At 39.3% G+C, this 15,533-nt stretch carries 16 protein-coding genes; 12 read left to right on the forward strand and 4 right to left on the reverse strand.

Annotated features, from left to right (window positions below):
• Window positions 1-61: 61 nt before the first annotated feature.
• The 5 genes from ACUW85_RS07015 to ACUW85_RS07035 all read left to right on the forward strand — a co-directional run bounded on the left by ACUW85_RS07015 (window position 62) and on the right by ACUW85_RS07035 (window position 4,816).
• On the forward strand, window positions 62-1,771 hold the full coding sequence (locus ACUW85_RS07015; RefSeq protein ID WP_182023106.1) for a catalase: 1,710 nt from the start codon (window positions 62-64) through the stop codon (window positions 1,769-1,771).
• A 42-nt stretch (window positions 1,772-1,813) separates the two neighbouring features.
• A complete protein-coding gene (locus tag ACUW85_RS07020) occupies window positions 1,814-2,371 on the forward strand; it encodes a hypothetical protein (RefSeq protein WP_182023107.1) in 558 nt (185 codons plus the stop codon).
• A gap of 202 nt (window positions 2,372-2,573) precedes the next feature.
• Window positions 2,574-3,059 carry a PTS sugar transporter subunit IIA gene (locus ACUW85_RS07025; RefSeq protein WP_182023108.1) on the forward strand — a complete coding sequence of 162 codons (486 nt, stop codon included), beginning with the start codon at window positions 2,574-2,576 and terminating at the stop codon, window positions 3,057-3,059.
• Between the two features lie 30 nt (window positions 3,060-3,089).
• Entirely contained in the window at window positions 3,090-3,383 is a 294-nt protein-coding gene (locus tag ACUW85_RS07030) for a PTS sugar transporter subunit IIB (RefSeq protein WP_182023109.1), read from the forward strand.
• Between the two features lie 29 nt (window positions 3,384-3,412).
• Window positions 3,413-4,816 carry a PTS galactitol transporter subunit IIC gene (locus ACUW85_RS07035; protein ID WP_182023110.1) on the forward strand — a complete coding sequence of 468 codons (1,404 nt, stop codon included), beginning with the start codon at window positions 3,413-3,415 and terminating at the stop codon, window positions 4,814-4,816.
• Between the two features lie 105 nt (window positions 4,817-4,921).
• Here ACUW85_RS07035 and ACUW85_RS07040 read toward each other — a convergent pair whose 3' ends face one another.
• The 4 genes from ACUW85_RS07040 to lacA all read right to left on the reverse strand — a co-directional run bounded on the left by ACUW85_RS07040 (window position 4,922) and on the right by lacA (window position 7,751).
• Entirely contained in the window at window positions 4,922-5,677 is a 756-nt protein-coding gene (locus tag ACUW85_RS07040) for a DeoR/GlpR family DNA-binding transcription regulator (protein WP_182023111.1), read from the reverse strand.
• 164 nt (window positions 5,678-5,841) lie between these two features.
• Entirely contained in the window at window positions 5,842-6,774 is a 933-nt protein-coding gene (gene lacC, locus ACUW85_RS07045; protein ID WP_182023112.1) for a tagatose-6-phosphate kinase, read from the reverse strand.
• 11 nt (window positions 6,775-6,785) lie between these two features.
• Window positions 6,786-7,298 carry a galactose-6-phosphate isomerase subunit LacB gene (gene lacB, locus ACUW85_RS07050; RefSeq protein WP_016897234.1) on the reverse strand — a complete coding sequence of 171 codons (513 nt, stop codon included), beginning with the start codon at window positions 7,296-7,298 and terminating at the stop codon, window positions 6,786-6,788.
• Between the two features lie 24 nt (window positions 7,299-7,322).
• Complete coding sequence (gene lacA / locus ACUW85_RS07055; RefSeq protein ID WP_048725896.1) at window positions 7,323-7,751, reverse strand: galactose-6-phosphate isomerase subunit LacA; 429 nt, start codon at window positions 7,749-7,751, stop codon at window positions 7,323-7,325.
• 211 nt (window positions 7,752-7,962) lie between these two features.
• Here lacA and lacD point away from each other — a divergent pair, with 211 nt between their 5' ends.
• From lacD to rlmD, 7 genes are all read left to right on the forward strand, one after another.
• The gene (gene lacD / locus ACUW85_RS07060) at window positions 7,963-8,970 is read left to right on the forward strand and encodes a tagatose-bisphosphate aldolase (RefSeq protein WP_048725898.1); all 1,008 of its coding nucleotides are present in this window, start codon (window positions 7,963-7,965) and stop codon (window positions 8,968-8,970) included.
• Window positions 8,971-8,994: 24 nt separating this feature from the next.
• On the forward strand, window positions 8,995-9,312 hold the full coding sequence (locus ACUW85_RS07065; RefSeq protein WP_149256580.1) for a PTS lactose/cellobiose transporter subunit IIA: 318 nt from the start codon (window positions 8,995-8,997) through the stop codon (window positions 9,310-9,312).
• 4 nt (window positions 9,313-9,316) lie between these two features.
• Window positions 9,317-11,026, forward strand: a complete 1,710-nt coding sequence (locus tag ACUW85_RS07070; RefSeq protein ID WP_149256716.1) for a lactose-specific PTS transporter subunit EIIC — start codon at window positions 9,317-9,319, stop codon at window positions 11,024-11,026.
• Between the two features lie 25 nt (window positions 11,027-11,051).
• Entirely contained in the window at window positions 11,052-12,473 is a 1,422-nt protein-coding gene (gene lacG / locus ACUW85_RS07075) for a 6-phospho-beta-galactosidase (RefSeq protein WP_149256579.1), read from the forward strand.
• Window positions 12,474-12,805: 332 nt separating this feature from the next.
• A complete protein-coding gene (locus tag ACUW85_RS07080) occupies window positions 12,806-13,390 on the forward strand; it encodes a sugar O-acetyltransferase (protein WP_182023113.1) in 585 nt (194 codons plus the stop codon).
• 36 nt (window positions 13,391-13,426) lie between these two features.
• Window positions 13,427-13,918 (forward strand): YehS family protein, encoded by a 492-nt coding sequence (locus ACUW85_RS07085; protein WP_048725910.1) that lies wholly within the window; start codon window positions 13,427-13,429, stop codon window positions 13,916-13,918.
• 112 nt (window positions 13,919-14,030) lie between these two features.
• On the forward strand, window positions 14,031-15,440 hold the full coding sequence (gene rlmD, locus ACUW85_RS07090) for a 23S rRNA (uracil(1939)-C(5))-methyltransferase RlmD (protein WP_149256578.1): 1,410 nt from the start codon (window positions 14,031-14,033) through the stop codon (window positions 15,438-15,440).
• Window positions 15,441-15,533: the final 93 nt, after the last annotated feature.

The raw sequence follows: 15,533 nt of genomic DNA on the forward strand, positions 1-15,533 counted from the left end.
TTGAGTGCCTTTACTATCTCTGTTAGAATAAAAATTTCAATAGAAAGTAGGAGGTTTTATTTTGAATAATCCAATGTCTAAAAACGGACTAGTCAACAGTAGCGTAAGTCGCAACCAAGTGGTGCCAAATAATCCAGCACTTCACACCGATGCAGGTGCGCCTGTTATCAACAATAACGACACCATGACTGCTGGTCGCCGTGGCCCTAGTGTATTGCAAGATACTTGGCTACAAGAGAAATTAGCGAATTTTTCTCGAGAAGTGATTCCTGAGCGTCGTATGCATGCCAAAGGTTCTGGTGCTTATGGGACTTTTAGGGTAACCCATGACGTGACTAAATATACAAAAGCCAATATTTTCTCTGAAGTAGGGAAAGAAACAGAAATGTTTGCCCGTTTCTCAAGTGTTGCCGGTGAACGTGGGGCAGCTGATGCAGAACGTGATATTCGCGGATTTGCGCTTAAGTTCTATACAGAAGAGGGAAACTGGGATTTAGTTGGAAACAATACACCCGTATTCTTCCTACGCGAACCTAAACATTTTATCGATTTAAACCGCGCTATTAAACGTGACCCAAAATCAAATATGCGTAGTTCAAATACTAACTGGGACTTCTGGACTTCATTACCTGAATCCTTACACCAAGTAACAATTACCATGTCAGACCGTGGTATCCCGTCATCATACCGCTATATGCATGGATTTTCGTCACATACTTACAGTTTAATTAATGCGGAAAATGAACGTGTATGGGTGAAATTCTTCTTCCGTTCACAACAAGGGATTCAAAATCTAACTGACCAAGAAGCCGCGCACGTGATTGCTGAAGACCGTGAATCACACCAACGTGACCTATATGACGCTATCGAATTTGGCCAATTTCCAAAATGGACCTTATACTTCCAAATTATGACTGAAGAAGAAGCCAAACAAGTCAGCTTCAACCCGTTTGACTTAACTAAAGTTTGGCCAAAAGAAGACTTCCCATTTGTTGAAGTAGGAGAAATGGAATTAAATAAAAACCCAGAAAACTACTTCCAAGATGTTGAAGAGGCAGCCTTTAATCCAGCTAACTTAGTACCTGGTATCGGCGTTTCACCAGATAGAATGCTACAAGCACGTTTATTCTCATATCCGGATGCACAACGTTACAGAATTGGTGTTAATTATCATCAAATCCCAGTGAACTATCCGCGTGGTGTAAAAGATTTCCACCCATATAGCCGTGATGGCCAAGGTCGTATGGATGGAAATGGTGGTGGCCAAATCCATGTTGAGCCAAATTCATATGGTAACTGGAATGATCATAAAGATATGGCTGAACCACCAATGGATGCAGGAGACGTGGACTACTACGACTTCAGAGGTGACGATAGCGACTACTATACACAACCAGGTATCCTATTCAACCGAATGACTTCAGAACAACAGTTAGTTTTATTTGAAAATACTGCACGTGCAATGGGTGATGCTACGCTACAAATTAAGCACCGTCATATCAACAATTGTTATCAAGCAAATCCTAAATATGGTGAAGGAGTAGCGAAAGCTTTAGGCATTGATATGAATACTGTTGATCTAGCACCTACACCAAGAGATTCAGACCAAGCTAACCGTGAAGCCAATGCACGTGGTGCGGAAAACCTAAATGTGCCAACTGAACCTGCACAACCAGCATCAGCCAAAGATTTACCAGACGAAGGTCGTGATACCAACGTTCAAGATCCAACAAGCTTAACAGTTATTATGGAAGACCCGTTCGTCTTGTAATCTATAACAGTTACTAGCTAGATATTTTTTAGGAGGACAATAATGAAAAAAGGATTTTATCCAATATTAGGTATGGCTATTTTTGCCACATTAGTAGCCAGCTTACTTGGCACAACAACCATTTCAATGGGACTAGTTATGGGTTTAATGGTATTCGCCCTAATGGTTGCGAGCACCTTGCAAGCTATCTTGACGAAAAACCATGACGCGCAAGTACAAGCAGCATCAACAACTATTATCGGTTTAGTGATGGCCATTCTTGGTCACGTAGCCCTATCATTCACAGGTCTAGGCAACTTATTAACTGGATCAGCCGTAGCCATCACTGGTTTCGTTGCTGTAATTGGTTTTATCACTTATGCAGTGGCCACATTTATCGGTCAAATTGCTTCTGGCAAAATGACACCTAATCGCCAACCTACCTTCAGCAAATGGACAAAAGGCTTACTTGCAGTGAGCACAACTGCTACACTTGTCCACATGGTGGCCTTTGAATTCTTGCGTGAAAATGCTGTCTTCATGGGACTAGTAACCCTATACTATGCGGTAACAGTCGCAGCCACTGTATACGCAAACAGCAGACAAAAAGCAACAGCTTAATTTTTGAGAAATTTTCTAAATAAGAAAGACCTCCAATAGACAGGGGAAACCCTGTTCTGATGGGGGTCTTTTTGATTTTGCTGTCATATTTTTAATTTGCACTATTGTTGTTAATTGTTTATTTATGTTTAATAATGTTGACAAATAAAATGTAAGCGCTATAATAACAAATGTAAAGTACACAAGTAGAGGAGGATGACCATTGTCAGAAGTTAAAGAATCGTTAGTGTCGATTGAAGATACCTTTATTTCTCACGCGACAACAAGCGAAGAAGTCTTAGAAGAAATTGGTTTGAAATTATTGAAGAAAGGACTCGTGAAAGAAAAGTTTATTGAAAATATTTTAGAACGTGAAGAAAATTATCCCACCGGCTTGGATTTGTCCGTAATTGATCCTAGCTATAGTAATATCGCTGTTCCGCACACTGAAGGGGAATACGTGAATGCGACCAAGGTGATTCCTGTTGGCTTAACCAATAAAGTTGTTTTTCACAATATGATTCGCCCTAAAGAATCGCTAGAAGTGTCTAACTTATTCATCATTTTGAATAATAGTCCAGAAGAACAGTCGCAAATTCTAGCCAAGATTATGGATTTTATCAACATCTTAGATACTGAAGAAGCGCAAGCTTTATTCCAAGCGTCAACACCGTTAGACCTTTACGACATTATCGAAGGTAAATTATAAAAAATAGATATAAAAAATTCAGGAGGTAATATGATGACAAAGATTTTAGCAGCTTGTGGGGCAGGGGTTAACTCAAGCCATCAAATTAAACATGCCATTGAAGAAGAAATGAAAAAACGCGGGTACAGTGTGACTTGTGACGCTGTAATGATCAAAGATATTACTGAAGATATGTTAAACAAGTATGATATTTTTGCGGAAATCGCGGATACGGATTTCTCTTTTGATATCAAGATTCCAGTTGTCAATGCAGGACCGATTCTATACCGTATTCCAGCGATGGCCAAACCAGTTTACGATGAAATTGAATCGATTATTAAATAGATGCTAGGAAAAGTATTTGGAGGTAGAAGATGAGCTATATTATTGATTTGGCGAATACAGTACTCCAACCTTTGATAAATTTAGGGGCAGCGCCTTTAATGACGATTATTTTGACCGTCATTGCCTTATTATTCCGGGTGAAATTTACCAAAGCACTTGAAGGTGGGATTAAATTAGGGATTGCCTTAACAGGGGTTGGGGCGATCATGAACATTTTAACAGGTGCCTTCTCGAGTGCACTAGGAGAATTTGTTGCCAATACAGGGTTGAATTTAAATGTGACTGACGTTGGTTGGGCACCCTTAGCGACCATTACTTGGGGTTCACCGTACACGCTATACTTTATGTTTGTTGTATTGATTATTAACGGTATTATGCTGGCTTTAAATAAAACAAACACGCTAGATGTGGATATCTTTGATATTTGGCATTTATCAATCGTTGGATTATTTGCAATGTATATGGGCGCCAACTTATTCGTAACAACCTTATTAGTTGTTTTTATTGGGGTATTGAAAATCATTAACTCTGACTTGATGAAACCGACATTCAATGACTTATTGAATGCACCGGATGAAAACCCAATGACCACGACTCATATGAATTACATGATGAACCCAATTATCATGTTATTAGATAAAATCTATGACAAGTTGTTCTCTTGGTTAGATAAATACGACTTCGATGCCGCAAAATTAAATAGTAAAATTGGTTTTTGGGGATCTAAGTTTGCCATTGGGATTTACCTAGGCTTCTTCGTAGGCATCCTAGCGGGTATTTCAATTCAGGAAATGCTGACCTTAGGGTTTACAGCGGCTGTCTGTTTGGAACTCTTTTCAGTTATCGGTCAATGGTTTATTGCCTCCGTTGAGCCCTTATCGCAAGGGGTAACAGACTTTACCAGTAAAAAATTCTCAGATCGTACCTTTAATATCGGGTTAGACTGGCCCTTTATCGCCGGTCGTGCTGAAATTTGGGCGGTTGCCAACGTATTAGCACCAATCATGTTGATTGAAGCCCTGGTTTTACCAAATAATGGTTTACTACCACTAGGTGGAATTATCGCCATGGGACTAACACCAGCTTTATTAGTTGTTACTCGTGGGAAAATTATCCGTATGATTGTAATTGGTACAGTCTTATTACCAACCTTCTTATATTCTGGTACCTTAATCGCACCATTCGTTACAGAAACAGCCAAGCAAGTAGGGGCCTTCCCAGCTGATGTAGCTTCTAACGCCTTGATTTCACATTCAACCTTAGAAGGGCCGATTGAAAAATTTGTGGCTTACTTTATTGGACAAGCCTCTCAAGGAGATATCGAAATGATCTTGTATGCAGCCCTAGCGGTTGCTATCTACCTTGTCTTATTCATTTGGTACGCAAAAGAAATGAAGAAACGTAATGCTGAATATGCAAAGAAAAAAGCATAAGCATTCATCAACAAGATAAAGAAAAAGCAAACCCGCAACGTCCGAAGATGTTGCGGGTTTGCTTTTGTTTATAGCGGTAGTCATTTTTCAAAGGGTAAATGACGCCTATTCAGAAACTAATAGGATGTTTGAATGCTTCACAATCTGTTCATACCGATGGTCTTCATCATTATTAATGACTACAGCAGTCACGTCGTTTAAAGAATAGTAAGTGAAGAAGTCCTCTTTACCTACTTTAGAGGCGTCTAGCAGTAGGTACTTCTCAGTTGAATTATTCAGAGCCAGTTCCTGCGTCTTTCCTTCTTCAAGGGTGGCAGTCATAATGCTGTTATTGGTGACCCCATTGGCAGAAAAGAAGGCCTTGTGGAATTTTAGGTTTTCTAGTACAGCAAGGGTGATATAGCCATTAAAAGCTTGGGTATTCTTCTTAATTCTACCCCCTAGTAGGTAGACATTGATGTCTTTATCAGCCAGGGTATTGAAGACGGGTAAGCAGTTGGTGTATACCTCGTAATCTTGCCGTTCCATCTTTTGAGCCATGATTTCCATGGTGGTACCAGGGCCCATGTAGATGATGTCACCGTCATTAATTAGCTCAATCGCTTTTTCAGCGATATGGTTTTTCTCGCTGATATTAATGACTTTCTTAGCGTCATGAGATAGTTCTTCTTTTGGATATTCGCCTAGTGAAATTGCTCCCCCATGAACTCGTCTTAATGAACCACTTTCTTCTAGTTCTGTTAAGTCTCGTCGCACAGTCATATCTGATACATTTAACTTGTCGACGATATCAGTTACGGATACGGTGCCGTTACGTTTTAATAAATCTAAGATAAGTTCATGTCTCTTCTTTTTTAACATTGTTGAGTTCACCTCATTTCCGGTAATGTGTAATAGGTATTTTTCAATTATTATTAGCAAGTGCTTCAATAGCATCGTCATAGAAAATAGGTCGTATATATATCATATAACGAAATAATGCTCTTCTCAAATACATAGTATACTTGAAAAGAGCACAAAATGAATTAATATTCGATTATAGTCACGCGATTAAATAAATCATCAAAATGATTGATATCGATATGGCCCGTGATACTCTCCATAGTATTTAACATACCTGTAGTCATGGCTTGTTTAAGTAGTTGAATATCATCTAAATTATCCTCTAAGGCCACTGCAATCCCTGCAACTGTTGCGTCACCGGAGCCAACAGGATTTACAACAGAAATGGTTGGTATATTTACCTTATAAAAGCGGTTGTTATGTTTAGCAAAAGCACCGTCGCCTCCTAAAGACACGACAATCCACTCAATCCCCGAAAATAATTCATCAGCTAAGACAGCTTTTAAATCTGCAGGATTTGAACTGACTGTTTGACCTAATAAATCGGACAATTCCTCAATATTGGGTTTGATTACAGTAGGTTTAAATGAATTTTCTAGTACATTTGAAAGGTTAGATTTGGACGTATCAAGCACGGTTTTCTTGTCTAAATTGTTGGCGATTTGAATCAGTTTTACATAGTAATCTTCTTCTAACCCTTTGGGTAAAGACCCGGAAATCGTAATGACATCAGCGTAGCCAACAGCTTGTTTGAAGTGGGTTAAGAAGGCCGCATTTTCATAATCGGTGATGGTAGGACCTGATTCTAATACTTCGGTTTGTTGGCCATCATGTAAGATGGCAATACAATTTCTGGTTTCACCTTCGATAGATAAGAAATCTGTTTTGATACCGTTTTTATTTAATTCCGAGACAATGCCTCCACCTAAATGTCCACCGATAAAACCAGTGGCGGTGACGGCTTTATTTAAATCATGAATGACCCTAGTCACGTTAATCCCCTTGCCACCAGCTGTCTTACCCACTTGGTCAGTTCTATTTGTTGTGTCTAATCGCAGGTCGGGGATGGTGTATGAGATATCAACGGAAGGGTTTAAGGTTACAGTCAAAATCATATAATCACCGCTTAATCGTGGTATTCGCCACGGTCCCATTTTTCAAGGTATTCAGTGAATAAGTCAGGGTTGTCTGAATGATTGCTTGATTCAAGGTGGGTAATTTTGTTGATTAGAGTTTTATTTTCCTCAGAAGGTTGATATTCCTCTTGGATAAAGGCAGAAATGATATCTTCCATTAATAATTCACCAGTAATCATCCCACCGAAGGCGATAACGTTGGCGTTTAATTCTCGCTTAGAGTATTGAGCAGTTGTCATATCTCTTACCAAAGCTGCACGAACGCCTGGCACTTTGTTGACGGCGTTTGAAATCCCAACACCAGTACCACAAATGACGACACCAAGATCAGCTTCACCATTTGTTACTGCCTCACCAACTTTACGCCCAAAGATAGGGTAGTGGGTTCTCACGTGATTATGGGTACCTACATCAACCACCTCATAACCTTGTTCTACTAAGTAATCTGATACGCGAATTTTTATATCTGTCACGATATGGTCACAACCAATTGCAATTTTCATAATTTTACCTCCGATTCTATTCTCTTAGCACATAGCGTTTAACATATCTACACGGATTTGGTGACGACCACCGTCATAATCGGCAGATAGAAATGCATCCACAATGTTCTCTGCTAGTTCGTGCCCCACAATTTGTTCACCTAATGTAATGATTTTTGAATTATTGTGTTCTCTTGTCATATAAGCAGACCGCTCATCAGAAACTTCGGCGGCAATAATGCCTTTGATTTTTGTGGCTGAAATGTATGAACCTGCACCATAGCGATCAAATAAAATCCCGCGTGCATTGTCATCCGCTAGAATTTTTTGGGCTACCTTAGTGGTAGATTCTACAAAATCCACGCTAGGTGTTTCTGATAGATCTTCATAATCAATCTTGTTTGTTTGTAAGTATTGTTTAATGACTTCTTTTAATTGCATTCCGTCCTTGTCAGCACCAAGATACACTTTCATAATATAACCTCCAAAGTTTAATTTTTATATTTACAAACACATTGTAGAACATAAATAAACAAACTTCAACAATAACAATCAAAATAAATCGAAAAACAAACAAAAAAATTCGATAAGGGCTTGACTAGAAGGTTAAAGCGTTATAATATCTAATTAAACAAATAGAAACATAAAACAACATAAATTAACAATCAGTTACAAGGAGGATATTATGAAATTCGTATCAGAAGGTAAACTAAATAAATTAAAACAATTATCTACTAAAGAAGGATTTATTTCCGCGCTAGCTATTGATCAACGGGGGTCATTGAAGAAAATGATCGCTCAAGCAGGAGAAACAGATGATATTCAAAAGGCGGTTGAAACATTCAAAGAAGCTATTTCTGAAGAGTTGACACCATACGCTTCGTCTATCTTATTAGACCCTGAATATGGTTTACCAGCGGCAAAAGTGAAAGCGCCTTCTGCAGGTTTGTTATTAGCTTATGAAGAAACAGGTTATGACGCTTCAGAACCAGGTCGCTTACCAGACTTATTACCAATTTGGTCTGCTAGACGAATTAAAGATGAAGGGGCAGATGCTGTTAAATTCCTTCTATATTATGATGCAGATGAAGATACTGAAATTAATGAACAAAAAAAAGCCTTTGTAGAACGTATTGGTTCTGAATGTAAGGCAGAAGAAATTCCTTACTTCTTAGAGATCTTAACTTATGACAAAGATATTGAAGATGCTAAATCGAAAGAATATGCAGAAGTGAAACCAAGAAAAGTTTTAGAAGCTATGAAAGAATTCTCTAAGGATAGATATGATGTAGATGTCTTAAAAGTGGAAGTGCCTGTAAATATGAACTTTGTTGAAGGCTTTACTGATGATGAGCCAGTATACACTGCTGAAGAAGCAAAAGGTTACTTTAAAGCGCAAGACGAAGCGACAGAATTGCCATATATCTACTTAAGTGCAGGAGTAAGTTCACAATTATTTAGAGATACCTTAGTATTCGCCAAAGAAGCTGGCGCAGACTTTAATGGGGTTTTATGTGGCCGGGCTACTTGGAAAGAGTCGGTTGCCGTTTTTGCTAATGAAGGAGAAGCTGCAGCCCGCGAATGGTTGAGCACACAAGGTGTGGCCAATATTGAAGAATTAAATCAGACATTAAACGAGACAGCAGTGTCTTGGGAAAGTAAAATTTCCAGTAATTTAGCCACAAGTAAATAAGATCAATTAACGGAGGTAGCAGTGATGAATAAAGAAGAAGCAACTATGATAGGTTTTGAAATTGTCGCATATGCTGGTGAGGCACGGTCAATTTTGGTGGAAGCTTTATCCAAAGCGCGAAACGGCGAATTTGACGAAGCTGAACGATTGGTTGGTGAAGCCAACGAAAGTTTAGTGGATGCCCATAATGCCCAAACAAATATGCTAGCTAAAGAAGCGAGTGGTGAGAATATTGAGTTAGGTTTCATTATGGTCCACGGACAAGACCACTTAATGACGACCTTGTTGTTAAAAGAGATTGTAACTGATTTTATCGAACTTTACCGTAGAGTAGGTGACTAAAATGATGGACAAATTGATTTCTCAGATTGAGAAGATGAAGCCATTCTTCGAGAAACTATCTAGAAATATTTACTTAAGGGCGATTAAAGATGGGTTTATATCAGCCATGCCTGTCGTCTTATTCTCAAGTATCTTTATGCTGATTGCTTATGTGCCAAATGTGTGGGGATTCTACTGGAGTGATGAAGTTGTTGCCTTCATTGTAAAACCCTATACCTTCTCAATGGGGATTTTAGGGCTACTCGTTTCAGCAACAACAGCCAGGGCGCTAACAGATTCCTATAATAGACGATTGCCGGCAACCAAGCAGTTAAATCGCGTTTCCACCATGATTGCAGCGATTGTTGTCTTCCTATTCCTTTCATCAACTGAAATTGCACAGGGTGAAGGGGATGCAGTTGTTGCAGGATTCTCATCTGGTTATCTCGGCACAACAGGGCTATTAGCAGCCTTTGTAGCAGCCTTTATTACCGTGATTGTCTATAATTTCTGTATGAAAAATGACATTGCCATTCGAATGCCAGAGGAAGTACCACCAAATATCTCACAAGCATTTACGGACGTTATCCCATTTGCTATTGCAGTGGTCATCGCGTATGGTATTGACATTGCGATTCGTGCTTTTACAGGCGTAAGTTTTGCACAAGCCATAATTCAAATGTTTCAACCCTTGTTTACTGCAGCCGATGGTTATGTGGGGATCGCCATTATTTACGGTGCTATAGGATTCTTCTGGTTTATTGGTATTCATGGACCATCAATTGTAGAACCAGCCATTACTGCAATTGCCTTCTTGAATATGGATGCAAACCTAGCATTAATCCAAGGTGGTGAGCATGCTGCTAACATTATTACACCGGGATTACAGTACTTTGTTGCAACATTAGGGGGTACAGGTGCAACGTTTGTCGTGCCTTACTTATTTATGTGGTTTGGTAAATCAAAACAAAATAAAGCAGTGGGGAAAGCGTCATTTATCCCAACCTCTTTTGGTGTGAATGAGCCAATCCTATTTGGTGGACCATTGGTATTGAATCCAGTATTCTTTGTACCTTTTGTTTTAGCACCTATTTTAAATGTCTGGATTTTTAAATTCTTTGTAGAAGTTTTTGGAATGAATGGATTCTCTTATTTCCTACCTTGGCCAACACCAGGACCTATAGGTATCGTATTAGGGACAGGAATTGCACCTTTATCATTTGTTGTAGTGGCTCTACTGATTGCAGTAGATGCGATTATTTACTACCCATTCTTTAAAGTTTATGACAAACAAATTTTAGAAAAAGAATTAAGTAACGAAGATGAAATTATTGAAGAACAAGCAGAAACTAAAGCTGATGCAACTGAAGTCGGAGAAAATGACGGTCAAGTTTCAACTGGTAGTCATATCAAAGATGAAGTATCTGTCTTGGTCTTATGTGCCGGTGCAGGAACCAGTGGGCTATTAGCCAACGCCCTAAACAAGGGGGCTAAGGAATATGATGTTCCAGTAGTAGCAGGTGCAGGGGCTTATGGTGCTCACCAAGAGATTATGGGGAACTATGATTTAATCATATTGGCACCTCAAGTCGTTTCTAACTATGATGATATTAAAGAAGATGCTGATCGGTTAAATGTGAAGTTAGTCAAAACAAAAGGGAAAGAATACATATCATTAACGCGTGATCCAAAAGCCGCATTAGAATTTGTTGATTCCGTATTAAAAGAAGCATAATAGTTAAAGTTAAGCAAAGGAGTTTATGATGAATTTACCTAAAGAATTTTTATTGGGTGGCGCAACAGCTGCTTATCAAGCAGAAGGTGCAACGGCAGTAGACGGGAAAGGTAAGGTGGCCTGGGATGATTATTTAGAAAAACAAGGTCGATTTAAAGCCGATCCTGCGAGTGATTTTTATAACAAATATCCGATAGATTTAAAATTGTCCCACGAATTTGGTGTTGATGCTATTCGTATATCTATCGCATGGTCGCGTATCTTCCCTAATGGAGATGATGCGGAAGCTAATCCAGCTGGTGTACAATTTTACCATGATTTATTTAAAGAAGCACGTGCTCAAGGGGTTGAGCCTTATGTTACACTACATCATTTCGATACACCGGATGCCTTACATAGTCAAGGAGATTTCTTAAATCCGCATACAATTGAAAGTTTTGTCAGATATGCAGAATTTTGCTTTAACGAATATCAAGAGGAAGTAAAATATTGGATCACCTTTAATGAGATTTGGCCTGTAACTAGTGGGCAATATTTAGTAGGAAAATTCCCACCAGCAATTACTTATGATTTCTCAAAAACTTTGCAAGGACAACATAATATGATGGTTGCGCATGCAAAAGCTATTAAATTATTTAAGGACAACCAGTATGATGGTGAGATTGGAATTATTCATTCATTAGAAACGAAGTATCCTTATGAAGGTAAAAAAGAAAATGAGCGTGCAGCATTCTTATATGATGTACTTGCGAATAAGTTTTTACTAGATGCTACCTATAAAGGTTACTATACCGAAGAAGTGATGGATGCTGTAAATGAAATACTACTAGCAAATAATGGTGAAATTCATATTACAGAAGAAGACTTAGCGCATCTTGATGCAGCGAAAGATTTAAATGACTTCCTAGGTATTAATTACTATCAAAGTAATTTTGTGAGAGCTTATGATGGTGATAATGATATCCACCATAATGGTACTGGGGAGAAAGGCACGTCAGTTTTTGCGTTACATGGCGTTGGTGAGCAAATGTTTGATATGGACATCCCAAGAAATGATTGGGATTGGCTAATTTATCCAGATGGTTTAAGAGATCAAATGATTCGCGTGGCAAAAGAGTATCCAAACTATAAGAAGATTTATGTAACTGAAAATGGGATGGGGTATAAGGACGACTTCAACACAGAGTTAATCGATGATACGCCTCGAATTGATTACATCAGAAAGCATTTAATAGCTTGTACAGAGGCAATTGATGCTGGTGTCAATGTAGCCGGTTACTTTGTTTGGTCATTGATGGACGTCTTCTCTTGGTCAAACGGCTACAACAAGCGGTATGGTTTATTCTATGTTGACTTCGATACGCAAGAAAGATATCCCAAGAAGAGTGCATATTGGTGGAAACAATTGAATGAGAATAGAGATCTAAGCTCAAACGATATAGGATAATAGTAGTTAGTTAACCATCTAAGGTGGTATACTTTAGATGGTTATTTTGTACTTTTACCTTAAAAGCTACAAATTTTACTAGTAAGCTTGCACCAATAATTGTAAGTAAACTTGATCTTAAAAAGAATTAAGTTAGCATAAAAGGTCGGGACTTAGTTCCGGCCTTTTTAATATGAGACTTGGAACTTAAATTTTTTAACGAGACCAATATATTAAAAGCTTTATTCAATCTAGATAAATTTGTAAATGTTTAAGATAGTTATTTCTGGTTATAAATAGATTTTGTTATACTAAGATTAAGAAATAGGTTAATAATATAAGGAGTTTCCTTCATGACAACTGAAAAAAATAAGATGTTAGCTGGGCTGATTTATGACGCCAACTATGACCAGGAATTAATTGACGCCAGAGCGGATGCCAAGGAATTGTGTTATGACTTTAATCATGCACGGCCTAGTGAAAAAGTAAAGCGACAAGACATTATCCGCCAGTTACTAGGCAAAACGGGCGATAGATTTGAAATTGCAGGGCCATTTTATTGTGATTATGGGTTCAACATTGAAATCGGGAAAAACTTTTATGCCAACCACAATTTAGTTATCCTTGACGGGGCTAAAGTCACATTCGGAGATGATGTCTTTGTTGCCCCAGACTGCGGCTTTTATACAGCCGGACACCCGCTAGATGCAGACCGTCGCAATAAAGGTTTAGAGTACGCCAAACCCATCACAGTCGGCAATAACGTCTGGTTTGGTGGTGGTGTGAAAGTCATGCCCGGTGTAACGATTGGGGACGGGGCTGTCATTGGTGGCGGTTCAGTAGTCACAAAAGATATCCCAGCCAACATGATTGCATTCGGTAACCCTTGTAAGCCAATCCGTGAAATTACTGAAGCAGATGCCCACCGTGATGGTTAATCTGCTATAATAGTTATTGAGAGAGGTTGAGATAAAATGAATAATAATGACCGACTAACGCGCTTGCGTTATGCTTTAGATATCAAAGACGAAGATGTTGTAAAAATTTTCGACATGGGTGGGGCAAGTGTCACAGCTGATCAAGTACGTGCCTTCACTACTTCAACGCCTACTAGTGAAGACGAGTATGAGCGTGAGTATGAAGAAGTCTTAGACAATGAACACTTTGAACGCTTTTTAAATGGGATTATCACTTCCCAACGTGGCGTCCGTGAAGGGGCACCGGAACCAAAGCTTGAGTTAACTGACGACAATGCCAACAATCTATTATTGAAGAAAATGAAGATTGCCTTGTCATTAACCACAGAAGATTTGCATGAAATCATGGAAGATGCTGGCGGCCGTTTAACTAAAAGTGAATTAGGTGCCGTCTTACGTAAAGAAGGGCACCGCAACTACAAACCATGTGGCGATCGCTACGCACGTAACTTCCTAAATGGGTTGAAAATGCGCTACCGCGGGGAATAAATTACTGCCACATATATAGTAGATAATAGTAGAAATCAGGCTGGGGAAACCTAGTCTTTTTTCGTATAAACTGTTATAATTTCTTGACAATTGCCAGAAGAGGTGTGAAACATTGAAGAAAGATATATATCCAACAGAAGTTCTTGAGGTGACAGTTGAGAAACTGGACCATACAGGCGTGGGTTTTGTGCGCTATATCCATCCGCCAGAAAAAGGCCCCCACGGAAAACATTTACTACTATTTATCGATAATGTCGTCCCGGGCGACAAAGTCCGCGTGACTGTGCCCAATGCCAAAGGACGTCATAAAGCCAGTCTATCATTTGACGAATTGCTGGAACCAAGTCCCATGCGGAATTTGGATATGCCAGTAGACCGAGAAATGGCTGCCGGCGCGCCCCTACAATTTATGAAATACGAAGACCAGCTAGCCCACAAAGAAAATCTGATTAAGGGTTATTTAGCAGAAGCTGGCTTTGATACCAACCTAGTCAAACCCATCATCGGCATGGACAATCCTTACCGATACCGCAATAAGATGGAATTAACTTTTGGCGTAGACGGGTCTTTAGGTATGCACCAACAAGGAAATTACCGTAAAGTTATCGACTTAGAAGACTCCATCCTAGCCCCAGAAGAGATGATTGCCATTAAAAAAGTTGTCTCTAAATGGCAAAAAGACTACCAATTCCCAGGCTTGGATAAAGATACCAAAGAAGGTTTGCTATGCAACCTATTGATGCGTCAATCATTTGCAACAGGGGAAATCATGGTCGCCATTTACGCTTTAGAAGCACCTGACGCTTATACTGAAGCCATCGAGGACCTTACCCAACGCCTTCTGAACGCGCAACCACGGATCGTTTCCTTCCAATGGTTGAAGAAAAATGGGGGTACCGAACGGTCGTATGACAATGATGTCTATCTCATTCACGGTCGTGACTATATCAACGACGAACTACAAGGTTTTAAATTCCGTATTTGGCCAGATACTTTCTTCCAAGTAAATCCTGTCCAAGCCGATAAGATGGTAGAAACTGCGATTGACATGGCTCAGGTCAAAGAGGATATGAAAGTTTTAGACCTATTCTGTGGTATCGGGACTTTTTCACTACCATTAGCAGCCGCTTCTAAATCGTTGGCAGGGATTGAAATTGTAGAGAACTCAATCAACTCAGCTAAACGAAATGCATCAGATAACAACCTAGATAATACTTTCTTTATGGCCTCAGATGCCAGAGCAGGATTGCGGGTTTTACCAGATGTTTGGGGGCAGCCAGACTTATTATTATTAGACCCACCGCGTAACGGGGCGGGCGGTAAAGTCATGCGTGCCATCGGTCGATTCGGCACCGACCGCATTGTCTACGTGTCATGCGGACCGAAAAGTTTAGCAGCCGACCTCGTTTGGTTACTTGACTTTGGCTACGAAGTTGTAGAAGTGCAACCAATCGACCAATTCCCTCATACTGCACATTTAGAAAATATCGTGTTATTAAAGAAAAAAGAAATAAAAGATTAATTAAAATATGAAGCCTCTGGTTTCAACTCTATTTAGTAACTTTTGATGATTAATAGATAAGCCAGTGGCTTTAAGGTAATCCACGAATACATT

The organism is Aerococcus sp. 150760013-2 (genome assembly GCF_053627715.1).

What these genes read in the sequence shown, in the direction of transcription:
- ACUW85_RS07020 (WP_182023107.1), top strand. Translation starts at nt 1,814, where the DNA reads ATGAAAAAAGGATTTTATCCAATATTAGGTATGGCTATTTTTGCCACA.
- ACUW85_RS07030 (WP_182023109.1), top strand. Translation starts at nt 3,090, where the DNA reads ATGATGACAAAGATTTTAGCAGCTTGTGGGGCAGGGGTTAACTCAAGC.
- ACUW85_RS07035 (WP_182023110.1), top strand. Translation starts at nt 3,413, where the DNA reads ATGAGCTATATTATTGATTTGGCGAATACAGTACTCCAACCTTTGATA.
- ACUW85_RS07040 (WP_182023111.1), bottom strand. Translation starts at nt 5,677, where the DNA reads ATGTTAAAAAAGAAGAGACATGAACTTATCTTAGATTTATTAAAACGT.
- lacC (WP_182023112.1), bottom strand. Translation starts at nt 6,774, where the DNA reads ATGATTTTGACTGTAACCTTAAACCCTTCCGTTGATATCTCATACACC.
- lacB (WP_016897234.1), bottom strand. Translation starts at nt 7,298, where the DNA reads ATGAAAATTGCAATTGGTTGTGACCATATCGTGACAGATATAAAAATT.
- lacA (WP_048725896.1), bottom strand. Translation starts at nt 7,751, where the DNA reads ATGAAAGTGTATCTTGGTGCTGACAAGGACGGAATGCAATTAAAAGAA.
- lacD (WP_048725898.1), top strand. Translation starts at nt 7,963, where the DNA reads ATGAAATTCGTATCAGAAGGTAAACTAAATAAATTAAAACAATTATCT.
- ACUW85_RS07065 (WP_149256580.1), top strand. Translation starts at nt 8,995, where the DNA reads ATGAATAAAGAAGAAGCAACTATGATAGGTTTTGAAATTGTCGCATAT.
- ACUW85_RS07070 (WP_149256716.1), top strand. Translation starts at nt 9,317, where the DNA reads ATGGACAAATTGATTTCTCAGATTGAGAAGATGAAGCCATTCTTCGAG.
- lacG (WP_149256579.1), top strand. Translation starts at nt 11,052, where the DNA reads ATGATGAATTTACCTAAAGAATTTTTATTGGGTGGCGCAACAGCTGCT.
- ACUW85_RS07080 (WP_182023113.1), top strand. Translation starts at nt 12,806, where the DNA reads ATGACAACTGAAAAAAATAAGATGTTAGCTGGGCTGATTTATGACGCC.
- ACUW85_RS07085 (WP_048725910.1), top strand. Translation starts at nt 13,427, where the DNA reads ATGAATAATAATGACCGACTAACGCGCTTGCGTTATGCTTTAGATATC.